This window comes from Streptomyces sp. TAA486 (genome assembly GCF_000426165.1).
In genome coordinates this window covers 203,409-217,660 of record NZ_AUEV01000015.1, presented here as the reverse complement: position 1 = coordinate 217,660, position 14,252 = coordinate 203,409, and the positions used below count along the sequence as shown (strand labels likewise).

General features: G+C 69.9%; 18 protein-coding genes. 7 read left to right on the top strand and 11 right to left on the bottom strand.

Translation table 11 applies throughout. From position 1 onward, the window contains the following. Window positions 1-180: 180 nt before the first annotated feature. The 5 genes from I004_RS0121120 to I004_RS0121100 all read right to left on the bottom strand — a co-directional run bounded on the left by I004_RS0121120 (window position 181) and on the right by I004_RS0121100 (window position 5,183). The gene (locus I004_RS0121120; RefSeq protein WP_028437138.1) at window positions 181-642 is read right to left on the bottom strand and encodes a VOC family protein; all 462 of its coding nucleotides are present in this window, start codon (window positions 640-642) and stop codon (window positions 181-183) included. Continuing rightward, window positions 639-1,226, bottom strand: a complete 588-nt coding sequence (locus I004_RS0121115) for a DinB family protein (protein WP_028437137.1) — start codon at window positions 1,224-1,226, stop codon at window positions 639-641. The genes I004_RS0121120 and I004_RS0121115 overlap by 4 nt, the downstream gene beginning before the upstream one ends. 200 nt (window positions 1,227-1,426) lie before the next feature. Further along, complete coding sequence (locus I004_RS0121110) at window positions 1,427-2,755, bottom strand: enolase C-terminal domain-like protein (protein WP_028437136.1); 1,329 nt, start codon at window positions 2,753-2,755, stop codon at window positions 1,427-1,429. Between the two features lie 60 nt (window positions 2,756-2,815). Beyond that, window positions 2,816-4,153 carry a gluconate:H+ symporter gene (locus tag I004_RS0121105; RefSeq protein WP_486580161.1) on the bottom strand — a complete coding sequence of 446 codons (1,338 nt, stop codon included), beginning with the start codon at window positions 4,151-4,153 and terminating at the stop codon, window positions 2,816-2,818. A 79-nt stretch (window positions 4,154-4,232) separates the two neighbouring features. After that, on the bottom strand, window positions 4,233-5,183 hold the full coding sequence (locus I004_RS0121100; protein WP_028437134.1) for a 5-dehydro-4-deoxyglucarate dehydratase: 951 nt from the start codon (window positions 5,181-5,183) through the stop codon (window positions 4,233-4,235). 315 nt (window positions 5,184-5,498) lie between these two features. Between I004_RS0121100 and I004_RS0121095 the strand changes: the two genes are divergently transcribed. Together I004_RS0121095 and I004_RS35195 are read left to right on the top strand one after the other, a co-directional pair. Continuing rightward, a complete protein-coding gene (locus I004_RS0121095) occupies window positions 5,499-5,852 on the top strand; it encodes a PadR family transcriptional regulator (protein WP_028437133.1) in 354 nt (117 codons plus the stop codon). Between the two features lie 37 nt (window positions 5,853-5,889). Beyond that, window positions 5,890-6,459, top strand: coding sequence for an HAAS signaling domain-containing protein (locus tag I004_RS35195; RefSeq protein WP_051345272.1), 570 nt, complete (start codon window positions 5,890-5,892; stop codon window positions 6,457-6,459). A gap of 166 nt (window positions 6,460-6,625) precedes the next feature. Here the strand turns inward: I004_RS35195 and I004_RS37645 are convergent, their stop codons facing one another. Continuing rightward, window positions 6,626-7,117 (bottom strand): hypothetical protein, encoded by a 492-nt coding sequence (locus tag I004_RS37645; protein ID WP_051345271.1) that lies wholly within the window; start codon window positions 7,115-7,117, stop codon window positions 6,626-6,628. Between the two features lie 207 nt (window positions 7,118-7,324). On the opposite strand from I004_RS37645, the gene I004_RS0121080 reads away from it, so the two are divergent. Genes I004_RS0121080 through I004_RS0121070 form a run of 3 tightly spaced genes read left to right on the top strand, consistent with a single transcriptional unit; the run spans window position 7,325 to window position 8,322 of the window. Continuing rightward, window positions 7,325-7,573 (top strand): SCO4226 family nickel-binding protein, encoded by a 249-nt coding sequence (locus tag I004_RS0121080; protein ID WP_028437132.1) that lies wholly within the window; start codon window positions 7,325-7,327, stop codon window positions 7,571-7,573. A gap of 21 nt (window positions 7,574-7,594) precedes the next feature. Then, a complete protein-coding gene (locus tag I004_RS0121075) occupies window positions 7,595-7,975 on the top strand; it encodes a cupin domain-containing protein (RefSeq protein WP_028437131.1) in 381 nt (126 codons plus the stop codon). Between the two features lie 44 nt (window positions 7,976-8,019). Next, window positions 8,020-8,322 carry a hypothetical protein gene (locus I004_RS0121070; protein ID WP_028437130.1) on the top strand — a complete coding sequence of 101 codons (303 nt, stop codon included), beginning with the start codon at window positions 8,020-8,022 and terminating at the stop codon, window positions 8,320-8,322. Between the two features lie 25 nt (window positions 8,323-8,347). On the opposite strand, the gene I004_RS35185 is transcribed toward I004_RS0121070, so the two are convergent. The 4 genes from I004_RS35185 to I004_RS0121045 all read right to left on the bottom strand — a co-directional run bounded on the left by I004_RS35185 (window position 8,348) and on the right by I004_RS0121045 (window position 11,730). Then, entirely contained in the window at window positions 8,348-9,262 is a 915-nt protein-coding gene (locus tag I004_RS35185; RefSeq protein ID WP_051345270.1) for a phosphatidylinositol-specific phospholipase C, read from the bottom strand. 63 nt (window positions 9,263-9,325) lie between these two features. Beyond that, window positions 9,326-9,832: an HIT family protein gene (locus tag I004_RS0121060; RefSeq protein ID WP_486580154.1), complete on the bottom strand. Its 507-nt coding sequence runs from the start codon at window positions 9,830-9,832 to the stop codon at window positions 9,326-9,328. Further along, complete coding sequence (locus I004_RS40415) at window positions 9,829-10,836, bottom strand: hypothetical protein (RefSeq protein ID WP_486580153.1); 1,008 nt, start codon at window positions 10,834-10,836, stop codon at window positions 9,829-9,831. The genes I004_RS0121060 and I004_RS40415 overlap by 4 nt, the downstream gene beginning before the upstream one ends. An 84-nt stretch (window positions 10,837-10,920) precedes the next feature. Further along, window positions 10,921-11,730, bottom strand: a complete 810-nt coding sequence (locus I004_RS0121045; RefSeq protein WP_028437128.1) for an SAM-dependent methyltransferase — start codon at window positions 11,728-11,730, stop codon at window positions 10,921-10,923. Between the two features lie 182 nt (window positions 11,731-11,912). Between I004_RS0121045 and I004_RS37640 the strand changes: the two genes are divergently transcribed. Further along, window positions 11,913-12,806 (top strand): ACP S-malonyltransferase, encoded by an 894-nt coding sequence (locus tag I004_RS37640; RefSeq protein ID WP_199779431.1) that lies wholly within the window; start codon window positions 11,913-11,915, stop codon window positions 12,804-12,806. Here I004_RS37640 and I004_RS0121035 read toward each other — a convergent pair. Next, a complete protein-coding gene (locus tag I004_RS0121035) occupies window positions 12,788-13,264 on the bottom strand; it encodes a GNAT family N-acetyltransferase (RefSeq protein ID WP_028437127.1) in 477 nt (158 codons plus the stop codon). The two genes, I004_RS37640 and I004_RS0121035, sit on opposite strands and share 19 nt — an antisense overlap. Window positions 13,265-13,287: 23 nt before the next feature. On the opposite strand from I004_RS0121035, the gene I004_RS0121030 reads away from it, so the two are divergent. Then, the gene (locus tag I004_RS0121030; RefSeq protein ID WP_028437126.1) at window positions 13,288-14,091 is read left to right on the top strand and encodes an exodeoxyribonuclease III; all 804 of its coding nucleotides are present in this window, start codon (window positions 13,288-13,290) and stop codon (window positions 14,089-14,091) included. The last annotated feature ends 161 nt before the right edge of the window (window positions 14,092-14,252 follow it).

Below are 14,252 nucleotides of genomic sequence, written 5' to 3'. Positions count from 1 at the left end.
ACGGCGTCGACTTGCCCACAACCGTCGACCCCTGTTCACCGCCCGTTACGGTCGCATGCCACGCCGTCCACCGCGAACGCCCCGACAGGCGTGCAATTCAGAGCAGTTCTCGCTCCCGAGGTGTCCGGTCACGCGGGATCCGCCGTCGTGGGATCCGGTGAACGAGGTGTCCGAGCCGCGTCAGTCCAGGCAGAACTCGTTGCCCTCGGGGTCGGTCATCACGATGAATCCGGCACTCATCGGGGGAGCGGGTTCGTCGCGGTGCAGCCGCGTCGCTCCCAGCGCGACGAGCCGGTCGCACTCGGCCTCCAGCGCCGCCATCCGTTCCTCTCCCTCCAGACCGGGAGCCGCACGGACGTCGAGGTGGAGGCGGTTCTTGGTGACCTTGTCCTCCGGCACCTGCTGGAAGAACAGCCGTGGGCCGTGCCCGTCCGGATCCTCGACGGCCGACCTCGTGTTGCGCTGGTCCTCCGGTACGCCGACCCGCGCGAGGAAGTCGTCCCACGCGGCCAAGGGGTCGGCGCCCTCGGGCAGTTCGACCCCGGGCGGAGCGGGGTGGACGTAGCCCAGCGCGTCGCGCCAGAAGGACGACAGTGCCCGCGGGTCCTGGGCGTCGAAGGTGACTTGGATGTGACGGCTCATCGGCCCGCTCCGTTCGAAGAAGGGTTCGTGTGCAGGTAGAGGTCGCGCAGCAGGCACACCTCGGACAGGTGGTGGATCAGCTCGCGGTGGATGTGCAGCACCAGATCGGCCATGGGCAGCTCGGGGTACGGTTCCTTCGCGCCGACCGGGACCCGGAGCCCGGCCTCGCCGAGGCCGCGCACCCCGTTCAGCCAGACGTCGAGCTGGGCCTTGAGCTGGTCGAGCGCCGCGGCCGCGCTTCCGGCGTACTCCCAAGTCTCGTACGACGCCGGCGGCGCACCGAAGTGTGAAGCGTTGCGTGCGGCGAGCACGCCGACGATGACGTGACCGAGCCGCCAGGCGATCGTGGTGAAGGCGGGGGGAACCGGCTCGGGGAAGGCGTAGTCGATCGTGAATTCCCCGGCACCGACGGCCACGGGTGCCTTCGAGGTGCCGCGGGGCCGCACGCTCCAGGCGTCCGGTACCGGCGACCAGAAGTACTCGTCGTCGGTGAGCCCGTCGAGCCGCGCTCGGAGCTGATGCTTCCAGTGGAATTCCCACTGGAAGCGGAGTGTCCGGTTCCAGTCGAGTTCGTCTGCGTCCATGGCGACACCATGGCACCCCTTGCGGACAGATACGGTCCGCCTTCCTGGCCGGTGCCGCTCGCGTCCCGGGGGTCCCGCTTAGCTTCCCGCCGGCCTCGACCGCCGCCGGCACCCGGCGAGCGGGTGACCACGATGAAGGTGGCCGGTCCTGGTCGCCGACGGCGAAAGCGACCCGGTGATCCCCCCCGCCACTCCGCCCGTCAGCGCACGAGGCAGGGGCGTTTGCTGTCGAACTCCCAGCCGGGGATGAGGTATTGCATCGCGGCGGCGTCGTCACGCGAGCCCAGTGCCTTCTCCTGGTAGAGGTCGTGGGCCGCGAGGAGCCGGTCCATGTCGATGCCGATCCCGAGTCCCGGCGCTTCCGGAACGGCGATCTCGCCGCCGGTGATGCGGGGCGGGTCCGTGGTGAGCCGCTCCAGTCCTTCCTGCCAGATCCAGTGCGTGTCCAGGGCGTTGTACTCGCCGGGGGCCGCCGCTCCGCAGTGGGTCACCATGGCGAGGGAGATGTCGAAGTGGTTGTTGGAGTGGCATCCCCAGGTGAGGCCCATCGCGTTGCACAGCTGAGCCACCCGTACCGAGCCCTGCATGGTCCAGAAGTGCGGGTCGGCCAGCGGGATGGAGACCGAATGCAGGGCCAGGGCGTGGGTCAACTGCCGCCAGTCGGTGGCGATCATGTTGGTCGCCGTGGGGAGTCCGGTGGCCCGCCGGAACTCGGCCAGGATCTCCCGCCCCGAGAATCCGTCCTCGGCGCCGCACGGGTCCTCGGCGTAGGCGAGCGTGCCCACCAGCGGCCGGCACAGCTCGGTCGCCTCGCGCAGCGACCACGCGCCGTTCGGGTCGAGGGTGATGCGGGCCCGGGGGAAGCGTTCCTTGAGCGCCCGTACGGCCTTGACCTCCTCGGAGCCTTCCAGCACGCCGCCCTTGAGCTTGAAGTCGCGGAAGCCGTACAGGTCGTAGGCGGCCTCGGCCTGCTGGACGATCGCCTCGGGTGTCAGGGCCTCCTCGTGCCGGACGCGGTACCAGTCCACTGCCGAGTCGGGCTCGCGGACGTACTCCAGGTCGGTACGGCCGGGGTTGCCGACATAGAAGAGGTAGCCGAGGACGCGTACGGAATCACGCTGCTGCCCGTCGCCGAGGAGGGCGGCGACGGGAACCTCGAGGTGCTGGCCAAGCAGGTCCAGGAGTGCCGACTCGACGGCGGTGACCGCGTGGACGGTGGTACGCAGGTCGAAGGTCTGCTCGCCTCGTCCGCCCGCGTCGCGCCCGGCGAACCTGTCCCCGATCTCGCGCAGCACCCGCTTGTGGTCGCCGACCTTCGCGCCCACGACGAGGGACTCGGCGTCCCGCAGGGTCCGGGTGATCTTCTCTCCGCCCGGTACCTCGCCCAGTCCCGTACGTCCTTCGGAATCCTTGAGGACCACGACGTTGCGGGTGAAGTACGGGCCGTGCGCGCCGGAGAGGTTCAGCTCCATGCAGTCGTGGCCGGCGACCGGGTAGACGGAGAATTCGGTGACGGTCGGCTGCTTCATGACCGGGTGCCTCCAGGCGTGCGGGCGTGTTCGTCGTGACGGTTGCGGATGGACGGGTGGTCAGACGCTGCCGACGATCCCCTCGAGCGCCAGCACGCCGCCCAGACCGATGACCGCGAGCACGGTCGTATAGGTCGTGCGTGCCTTGATCGCGTCGATGACCGAGAGGTTGAAGTACTCCTTGAACATCCAGAATCCCGGGTCGTTGACGTGGGAGAAAGCGATCGAACCGCAGGAGACGGCGAGAACCATGAGCTCGGGCTGCACCCCGCTGCCCGAGAGGAGCGGCAGTACGACACCCGACGCCGTGACGACGGCGACCGTAGCCGACCCGAGAGCCACGCGCAGGATGACGGCGATGAGCCAGGCGAGGATGATCGGCGAGATCGGCCAGCCGTGGGTGAGGTCCTTGATGTAGTCGGAGATGCCGCCGTCGACGAGTACCTGCTTGAAGGCACCGCCGGCGCCGATCACGAGCAGGATCATCGCCATCGCCCTGGCCGCGGACGAACACGAGGCGCTGACCTCCGACAGGCTGCGTCCGATCCGCGGCCCGAAGGCCCATATCGCCAGGAGCAGCGTGAGCAGGAGCGCGATCGGCGCCGAACCGATGAACAGGACGAAGTTGAGCAGCGGGCCCGAACCGGCCACCGCCATGTCGGTGACCGCGGCGCCCGCGATCAGCACGACGGGGAAGAGGGCCACCGACAGGGACCAGCCCATGCCGGGCATCTCCTCCTTCTCGAAGACGCGGTCGCTGACCAGGCCTTCGGGGATGGACGGGTTCATCGCCTTGACGAACGGAAGGCGGGGCCAGAGCAGGGCGATGAGCGCACCGGCGGGAACCGCGATGAAGAGCCCGTAGAAGAGCGTGAGCCCGACGGACGCGTGGAAGGTCGCGGCCACGGCGACCGGCCCGGGGTGGGGCGGAAGGAAGCTGTGCATGGTGGAGAGGGCGATCGACATCGGCAGCCCGACCCACAGCAGGTTCGCCCCGGTGACCCGCACGATCGTGAACGCGATCGGCACGATGATCACGAAGGCGACTTCGTAGAACATGGTGACGCCGATGAGCATGGCCGTCACCACCATGGCCACCTGGACCCAGCGCGGGCCGAACGCTCCGAGGAGCTTGTCGGCTATTCGCTGTGCGGCGCCCGAGTCCCCCATGACGCGGCCGACCATCGCACCCAGCCCGATGGTGAGCATCGTGTCGCCGATCTGGTCGCCGATGCCGCCCGCGAGGACCTCCGGGATCTTCGCCGTCGGGATCCCCTGGACGAGTGCGACCCCGACCGCCACCAGCAGGAGCGCGGCGAAGCCGTTGAGCCGGAGCTTCGTCATGAGGAAGAGCAGGATCAGAACACTGATCCCGACTACGAGGAGAGGCATGTTCAGTTCCCCTTCGAACTGTGTGTGACGGTCCGCGGACCGGGGTGGGGTACGGGTGGCGTGGGCATCGGGTGCTGCGGGTCGGTCACCGCGCGGCGCCGACCAGGGCCAGGCCGCGGTCCAGTACGGCCTCGAGATCCGCGAGATCGTCCGGACCCGGGTCGACGAGCGGTGCGCGTACGGGGCCGACGGGGAGGCCGCGCAGCCGGGCGGCGGCCTTGACCAGCGAGACGGCGTAGCCCGGGACGCGGTCGCGGAGTTCGACCAGCGGCACGTAGAAGTCGCTCAGGAGCTTGGTCACGGAGGCGTCGTCCCCGTCGCGAAGGGCGTCGAAGAAGGCGTTCGCGATCTCGGGCGCGAAGGCGTGGACGGCTGACGAGTAGGCGGGAACCCCGACCGAGGCGTAGGCGCGGGCCTGCATCTCCGCTGTTGCCGCGCCGTTGAAGAAGAGGAAGCCGTCGGGTGCGGCGAGGGTGAGGCGCTGGAGCCGGTCGAGGTCGCTGTGCCCGTCCTTCAGCCCGATGACGGTGGGGAGTTCGGCGATCCGGCGCAGACTGCCGACGGTGAAGGACACCTGGCCGCGCTGGTACGCGATCAGCGGCAGCCGGGTTCCGGCGGCGATCCGCCGCACCTGCTCGACCAGACCGTCCTGCGGGGCTTCGACCAGGTAGTGAGGCATCAACAGCGCGGCGTCGGCGCCCGCCTCCTCCGCGATACGGGCGAAGCGCAGGGCCTGCGCCCAGCCGTATCCGATGCCGGCGACGACCGGTGTCCGCCCGCCGGAGACGTCGACGGCGGCTGTGACGACCGCGCGGTACTCGTCCTCGTTCAGTGCGCTGAACTCGCCTGTTCCGCAGGCGGGGAAGACCGCGCCCGGTCCGGTGGCCAGCTTCGCGGTCAGATAGGTGCGGCACGACTCCAGATCGAGGCTGCCGTCCTCACGGAAGCTGGTGAGGGGGAAGGACAGCACGCCCCTGCTCATGCTGTCGCGGAGCCGCCGGGCGACTCCGCTGGCCTCCGCGCTGACCTGCGCCATGGACCCACGCTCCGTACATGTAGACAGAGTTTATATATGAGAATGGAGGCTAAGTTCGTGAACGCCCGTGGGTCAATGGGTTCGGGCGCCCCGATTCCGTCGTCCTCGTGGGGCGGGCGCGGAGGCCTGGGGGCGCCGGACCGGTCGCGCGGGAGCGGCGCTCTCGGCGAGGTGGTTCTTGGTGCACCGGTCCGTGCCAAGTCCCGGCGGTGCGCGCCCGGTTGTCGGTCGCGTACGCGAACTGCCCACCCGCGAGCCCCTCTTGTGCGCCCGAATGTGTCGACGTACATCGCAACGCCAGCTACTATGCAATGCATGGAACCTGATGCGGCAAGTAAGAGCGACGCAGGGAGGGCCGAGAGCCAGCTCCGCAAAGGGGTGCTGGAGTACTGCGTCCTGGGTCTGCTCCGAGACGGCCCCCGCTACGGCGTGGAGCTGCTCGAAGTGCTGGGCACCGTCAGTGTGATGACCACCAGCCAGGGGACGATCTACCCCCTGCTGGCCCGGTTGCGGCGCGACGGCCTGGTGGACACCACCTGGCAGGAATCCCCCAGCGGGCCACCACGCCGCTACTACGTGCTCACCGCCCAAGGGCGGGCCGCGCTGGCGGAGTTCACCGAGATCTGGCCGCACTTCCGCGATGCCGTGGACCGCTTCACCACCGACTGAAGACCGACCTCACCACCGACCCACCTGGAGACTCACCATGAAGACCGTCGAACACCCGCTTGTGGTGGCCTACTTGGAGACCGTCAAACGCGAGGCCGCAACCCTGGCGCCGGAGCGCCGTGACGAACTCCTCGCCGATCTGACGGAGCATGTCGCGGTGGCGCTCGCCGAGCGGCCGGCCCACGGCGAGGCGGACGTGAAGGCCGTCCTGGACCGCCTCGGCGACCCCCGCACCATAGTGGCCACCGCCCGGGAGGGGGAGACGGCTGCGGCACCGCCCGCCGGTACGTGGCACGGCACCGCCCCGTTGATCTTGCTGCCGTTGGCCGGACTCCTCGTGGGCCTCCACCCCGTCCTGGGCGGCATCGCCGGGATAGCGGGCCTCGTGCTGCTGTGGGCCTCGCCCCAGTGGGGCAGGCGGGAAAAGATCATCGGCACCGCGGCCACGCTCCTGGTCCCGGTGGGCGCCGTCCTCGTCGGCCTGATCTATGCGACATCGTGGGCGGGCAGCCTGCGGTTGCAGTTGTCTCTCTACGCCGCCATCACGTTGCTCCCGGCCGCGGCATCGGTGCACCTCTTCCGGGTCAGGCGCACCGCCTCGTCATGACGCCTGAACAGCCCTGTGCGCGGGGTCACTTCGTGTCCGGGCCCGGCCTGCGGTGCCGGGCGATGCGACCACGGCCGGGACGCGAGGTTCGAGTAGCCGGTGCGCGCGCGACCGCCGGCCGCCCGGTCAACGGTGGGGCGGTGGGCGGGACTCGGCGCTGCCGGGACTAGGACCGGCCGTGGCCGCCGTGGCCCCTGCCGCGTTCGACGGTCCCGCCGTACTTCGCCTGGATCGGACCCAGCTTCGACGGCTTCACCGTCACCACGATCCAGCGGGAGCCGACGAGGTAGGTGCCGCCGTAGTCCTTCGAGTAGTCCAGCCAGCCACGCTTGGCATGGTTGTCCTTGAATGTGACGAAGGTGTACGTCGTCTTGTCGGCCTTGCAGACGCCCAGGCGGTAGTCCTCGACCTTCTTCTGGATGTCGGCCTTGCACTTCATCGCCGACGCCAGCTTCTCCACCGTGGGCGGCTTGGAGGTCTTCGAGACGTTCACGGTGCCCGAGTCGCCGCTGCACCCGCCGAGCAGCAGAGCGGCCGAGGCCGCCGCGACTGCCGGGAGGGCGAACCTGCCGAGGCGTCGCGACGGTGCGCCCAGCGGCGCCCCCTCGTCGCGTCGCTGGGGCCTGTCGGCCTCGGCCGGTGACAACTGGTCTTTCATCAGCGCTCCCTGGGACGGAGAAGGCTCCACGACTCTAGATCGCACCCTCGTCGCGCGGCCGTAATTGTCACCGGCGTGAAGGGTTACCGCCGGCACCCGGGGCGACAGGTTCCATATGCCTGATAAAGCACTGTTTGGGGGTTTTGTCCGCCGGTAGCACCATGGAGGCAGCGGGATCGTCACTGCGACCACCGGAGGTCGAGAGCCGTGCCCAGATACATGGACATCAAGCGCGGGATGACCGGCATCACGGCGGAGCAGCTCGACGAGGTCCACAGGGCGGACCGGGCGGCCGAGCACGAGGAGGGCGTGCACTTCGAGCACGTCTGGGCGGACCCGCGGTCCGGAACCGTGTTCTGCCTGTCGGAAGCGCCGTCCGAGGAAGCGGTGCGGCGCGCGCACGAACGGGCCGGGCACCCCGTGGACGAGATCCATCCGGTGTCGCTCAGCGTGTGAAAGCGAAGGAGATGATCCGCGTTGATGGAGGTCAAGAACCTGGCCGAGGCGGATGAACGCCGCGACTTCTCGCACGGTCACTTCGACGTCCTGAACCTCGGCGACCTTTCCTTCGGCGTCGCCACCTTCGAACCCGGTTGGCGCTGGTCGGAGGCGGTGGGTCCCCTCGTCGGCTCGGACAGCTGCGGGCTGCCCCACGCGGGCTACGTGGTGAGCGGGCGGATGCGGATCCGGATGGACGACGGTGAGGAGGCCGAGGTCGGACCGGGGGACGTCTTCGTGTGCCCTCCGGGCCACGACGCGTGGATTGTCGGAGACGAGCCGTTCGTGGCCTATGACTTCGCGGGCAGCGCGGCCGACTACGCGACAGGCGCTGCGGCCCGTTCCGGCGGGAGCAGGTAGGGCATGGCAAGGCAGACAGGGCAGACAAGGCAGGAGGCAGTGTCATGACATTCGTCCAGCTCGTCGACTACGAGACGGACCACCCGGAAGAAGTGGACAAGGTATTCGACCAGTGGATGAAGGCCACGGAGGGCAAGCGGACCGTGATGCACGAGATGCACGGTCAGGACCGCGAGATGTCCACCCACTTCATCGACATCATCGAATTCCCGTCCTACCAGGCGGCCATGGAGAACAACCAGCTGACCGAGACACAGCAGAGCGCAGACCAGTTCCGCGCGCTGTGCAAGTCGGAGCCGCGCTTCGTGAATCTGGAGGTCAAGCGCGAGGAGATCAAACCGAAGTGAGCTGAGGGGTGTCGCCGGCTGTCCGCTACCCGGCGTGGCGGGCGGCCGCGGTGTGTGCCTGGTGGGTGAGCAGCGCCTCGGTGAGGCCGTGCTCGTTCGGGTAGTCCACCGGGACGATTCCCAGGCCCCGCCAGGCCGTGTTCTCCGGGGAGCTCAACAGGTCCCGGACGCGAGGGTTCAGGCGGTCGGCGTTCGAGCGGGGCGGGAGGAGAGCCGCCGTACTGACGAAGTTGACGTAGAGCTTGCCCGGTTGGGCGACGGCCTTGCGGAACTGACCCTCGATCAGCGGGTACTTGGCCCCCGGTTCCTCCATGTATGCGTCCTGGATGTCGAAGAGCTGCCCGTCGCCGTAGCGCACGCCAGGCAGCCCGTCGGAGTCGCCGAGCAGGACGACGCCGCCTCTCGCGGTGCCCAAGTCCGGGAGTACCGGGTCGAGTCGGAAGAGTGAGCGCCAGCCGCGGTTGTCCAGGTAGTCGTCGAAGACGAGCCGGAACTGCTCGGTGCTCTCCTCCGAGTACTCCTGCTTCACGCGCATCAGGACCGTCTCGGACGGCTGGGAGGCGAGGAAGTCGCGGCAACTGCCCAGCACATCGTCGAAGTTCAGGTGCTGGTAGTAGGGCCCGTGGTGGATGGAGAACGAGCCGTCGAAGAGGCGGCAGCGGATGTCGAGGAAGCGGATCCCGGAGGAGAGCTGATCCGCGATGGCCGTGTTCTGGCACTCGGTCCACGGACCGCCGTGGCGGGCGCCGGAGTTGTGGGTGCCGGGGATGGTCAGTTCACGCAGGAGGGCGCCGTCGGGGAGCTGTGACATCCAGGCGTCCGGTCCGGCGCGCCCGCCGGTGCCGGTGGATGCCGCCTGCGCCTCGCCGACCGCCGTCGCCCCGGCCAGGGCGGTGAGGGTGAGTGCGGATGTGCCCCGTAGAAAAGTGCGGCGCCTCATGGTCATGACAATGATGGAAGCACAAGGTACAGACTTTCTACAGAGGGCGATCGAGCCTTCGTCCTATCCGCCGAGCCTCGCCGCACACGCCTCGCGCAGCCGCGCCGCGAGCCCCGCCGACTCCTCCGCAGACATGGCCAGCACGCCGTTCTCCGTCATCAGCGCGTGGAACTGCTGCTCCTGGTACGGCACTCCCTCCGGCAGCCCCGCGACGTGCCAGTGCAGATGGGCGTTGCCCTGCCGGCTGCCCAGGGAGAGCAGATAGGTCCGCTCCGGCGCGAGCACGTCCTCGACGGCCAGGCCCACTCCGCGCACCACGCCCATCAGGCGCAGATACGCGGATTCGCTCAGGTCGCGGAGGACATGCTCGATGTGCCGCTTCGGGGCGACGAGGACCTTGCCGGGAAGCGTGGGATAGCGGTCGAGGAAGGCGATGTGCTCCTCGTCCTCGTACACGGACTCGTGGGCGAACTCCGGGTCGCCGGCCACGAACGAGCAGACGAAGCAGGGCCCTGAGCGGGTGCGGGCCTCGTACGCGCCGAGGTCCATGGGCCGCCGGTCGGTGCTCATGTGTCCCCTTCCGCCTCGGCGATTCTCGCGCTGATCGAGGCGTCGAGCTCGTCCATAGTGCGGTGGAAGGCCTCCTCGAGTGGGACCCCGTAGCGGTGGGCGAGGATCACCACGGACCAGAGGCAGTCCGCGAGTTCGTGCTCCAATGCGGCCCGCCCGCCCGGGATCTCGCGTGCTCCCTCCTCGGCCATGACGAGCTTCGCGAGGTCGCCGACGTCGCCGGTGAAGCCCAGCATGAATTCCTCGCGGCTCCAGACACGGCCGCGTTCCAGGGAGTTGAGCCGGTCGTAGAGGTCGTGGATGTGCAGCGCCCTGCGGCTCAGTTCGGCCAGGCCCGCGGACGGTGCCGTCCGCTCGAGCCGCGAACGGGACGGGCGCAGGACGGATTCGCTGGCCACCGGGATGAAGCCCGCCGCCAGGAAGGCGCGGAGCGACCGGGCGTTGCCGGGGGAGACGGCGGCGAAGACGGGCTCGCCCGCGGGTACGAGGGAGAGGGCGTCGCGGACCAGGGAGCGGCCCAGACCGCTGTCCGCGCTCCCTGCCGGGTCGTGGAGTTCGGTGCTCAGCTCGCGGCGTCCGGCGAGGCCCTGGGCGAGGGTGACCAGTCCGCGCTCGTCGCCGAACGTCCTTACGTCCCTGCGCAGTTCGCGCGCGAGCCGGACGCGTGGGTGGTCCTCCAGACCGGTGAGTCCGGGAAGCCTCGGTGTGCCGCCGGTACCGCGGGCGGTCAGCGTGGCGTCGATGGAGCCGATCGCGCCGTCCGGCCCGGCGAGCGCCAGCATCAGCTCAGGGGAGAGGGAGCCCCCGAAGCCGTCGGGCTTCAGGGCCTGGACCTCCTCCGGCGGGAGCGACGTGGCGATCACCGCGTGCCCGGTGAAGGCGACAGAGCACTCCAGGCCGCGCGGAAGTGGGCCGAGCACGGTCACGCCGCCGTCGGCGGGCGGGAAGCGTCCGTCGGCCGCGGCGAGGAAGAGGCCGAGCAAGGGGTGCGGGTCAGCCGTCATGGCGACCGCAGCCCGGAAGAGCGCGCGTCGAGTGCCCCGTCCGTACCGTCCGAGCGGGCGAAGGGTCCGCGCCCGCTCCGTGGCTCACGGTTTGCGTCCGATGCCGCAGATGGCGTCCACGAGCCCGGGCGCTTCGCGCGGATCGGTCGCGTCGGGGCGCCAGTTGGACGTGGTGACTATGCCGGGCTCCACGACGTCCAGCCCGTCGAAGAAGCCGGCGATGTGATCCGTGCTCCGCAGGTGGTACGAGCTCGCGGAGTTCTCGTTGTAGGCGGCGATGGCGTCGTTGAGCGCCTCGTTGGTGTTGGTCCCGTCGCTCAGCGCGAGATGACTCCCGGACGGCAGCGGGTCCATGAGCTGCGCCACGACGGAGTCCGGATCGTCGGAGTCGGGGATCTGTCCCATGGTGCCCAGCAGTGTGAGTGCGACCGGTTCGCCGAAGTCGAGTGTCCTGCTTGCCGCTTCGAGGATGGTGCCTGGGTCGCGGACGTCGGCGTCGACGTAGTCGCAGGCACCCTCCTTGCTGCTGGTGAGGAGGGCCTGCGCGTGGACCAGTACGAGCGGATCGTTGTCGACGTAGACGACCCTGCTCGCCGGAGCGACGCGCTGTGCGACCTCGTGCGTATTGTCCACCGTCGGCAATCCCGTTCCCACGTCGAGGAATTGACGTATTCCGGCCTCGGCCGCCAGGTAGCGCACGGCGCGCACGAGGAAGCGGCGCTGGAGGCGGGCGACGCGGGCTATGCCCGGGAACAGCTTGAGGATCATGTCGCCCACGTCGCGGTCCGGGCGATAGTTGTCGCGCCCGCCCAGCAGGTAGTTCCACACGCGCGCCGAGTGCGCCGTGTCTGCCTGGATCTTCTCTGCCAGCTGGGGGTCCTCGGAAGACTGCATGAACTCACCCTCACACGGACGAGTGAGGAGCTGAACCGGGTTCGGCTGCTTTCCGAGGGTTCGTGCTGTGCGCGCGGACGGCGACCCGTCGCTCTCCGGCCCCTGTGGGCAAGGGAGTTCGACGGCGTTTCGCGGGTCGGGCCGATTGGCGCCCCGGGTGCACCGCGGGCCAGGCTGACCCCATGAGCATCGCGTTCCTCTTCCCCGGCCGGGGTTCGCAGCGTCCCGGCATGCTGCACCGGCTGCCCGACACCGCGGCGTCCGCGACCGTACTGGCCGAGGCCGACTGGGCGTTGAGGACGATCGCGTCCCGCACCGGCGGTGAGGAAGGCGCCGGCTCGGGGCCAGGCCGGGAGTACGCGGACGGCATCGTCGAGCTGGACTCCCAGGAGGCGCTGGAACACTCCCCCGTGGCCTGCCATCTGGCCCTGCTGATCGCCGGTGTCGCCGGAGCGCGTGCGCTGATCGAGGACGAGGAGGTGCGTCCCGCCTTCGTCGCCGGGCACGGCACCGGGGGTTATGCGGCGGCCGTGCTCGCGGGCGTGCTCACGCTCGAGGAGGCCCTTCGGGCCGCACGGCTGCGGGGCGAGCTGCTGCACGGCAGCGAGGGCACCAACGCGCCGGAGAGCGACGTCGCGATCCGGCTCGCGCAGCATCTGGCGACGGTCAAGAGGCGTCCGCAGTCCGTGCCTTACGTCGGCGGAGTGCAGGGACGCTCCCTGCTCGGCGACACGAACGCCGTCTTCGACGACCTGGCCTGGTCGGTCGCCCGGCCCGTGCGCTGGGCGGACGTGACATCGACGCTGGCGGAGAAGAAGGTCGACTGCTGCGTCGAGCTGCCGCCGGGCCGAGCGCTCACGGGGCAGCTGGCGGCCCAACTGCCGGGCATGCGGGCGGTGTCGGTGGAGGCGCACGGAATCGCGGTGGCGGCGGAGCTTGCCCGGTCGGCCGATGCCGGCGGGGCTCCGGGCGGTCCGCCCCCCGGCCCGGGCGGCGGACCGGACGTCCCGGCGTCCGGCGACCAGGACCCGGGCATGCCCGGAGGGCCGCAGCCGGATCAGAGCGGCTTGGCGTAGCAGCGGCTCGCGGGTTCGAAGCGGTAGAGGCCGAACTTCTCCACGAGTTCGTAGCCCGAGGACGAGTACAGACCGATCGCCTCGGGCTGCATCATCCCCGTCTCGAGCACCATGCGGGTGCGTCCCGCCGCGCGTGCGTCGTCCTCCAGCGCGGCCAGGATGCGCCGGGCGAGCCCGCGCCCGCGCACCTCGGACACCACGTACATCCTCTTGATCTCGGCGTCGCCGTCCGCATATCCCTCGTCGTTGCGGTTCTGCGTGCGCCATCCGCCGGTCGCCACGGGGCGCCCGTCGTCCTCGTACGCGATCAGGTAGACGCCCCTCGGGGGTTCGAACATGCCGGGGTCGAGCGGCGTGATGTCGCCGCCGTCGCCGTAGCGCTCCGCGTACTCCAGCTGTACGGCGTCATTCAGCTTCATCGCATCCGGATGGTCGTAGGCCACACGCTCGACTCGCATGTACGCATCGTAGGGTGACCGGAATGCCGAAGGTGACGACGATCAACGTGAACGGGCTGCGTGCGGCGGCGAAGAAGGGCTACCGCGAGTGGCTGGCGGCGACCGACGCGGACGTCGTGTGCCTGCAGGAAGTGCGCGCCGAGCCGCACCAGTTGCCGGACGACGTGCGCGCGCCGGAGGGCTGGCACACGGTGTACGCGCCTGCGGCAGCCAAGGGCAGGGCGGGAGTGGCGGTGCTCACTCGGCGTGAGCCCGACCAGGTGCGGATCGGCTTCGGCGCGGAGGAGTTCGAGGACTCCGGCCGCTACGCGGAGGTGGACCTGCCCGGCATGACCGTCGCCAGCCTCTACCTGCCTTCGGGCGACGTCGGCACCGAGCGGCAGGCACAGAAGGAACGCTTCATGGCCGCCTTCCTGCCGTACCTTCGTGAGCTGCGCGAACGAGCCGCGGCGGACGGACGTGAGGTGCTGGTGTGCGGCGACTGGAACATCGCGCACCAGGAAGCGGATCTGAAGAACTGGCGCGCCAACCGCCGCAACGCGGGGTTCCTGCCGGAGGAGCGGGAGTGGCTCTCGCGGGTCTTCGACACCTCGGACGGCGGCTACACGGACGTCGTACGCGCGCTGCACCCGGACGTCGCGGGCCCGTACTCGTGGTGGTCGTACCGGGGACGCGCCTTCGACAACGACACGGGCTGGCGCATCGACTACGCGGCGGCGACTCCGGGCCTGGCCGGCCGGGCGGTCAAGGCCGTCGTGGAGCGGGCCGCGAGCCACGACGAGCGCTGGAGCGATCACGCTCCGGTGAGCGTGGACTTCGTCCCGTAGGCATTTTCGGCGGAAACCGCCGGAGCGGCGGTGTGCATTTGGCGACGCCACGGAGGCCGGCCCTTGTCGCAGGCACGGGACGACGTCCCGGACGCTGAGCTTGGTGGTCCTCCCGGGAAGGTGTGCTTGGACGGCGCTGTCGTGCGCGGATCCGTCCCGGC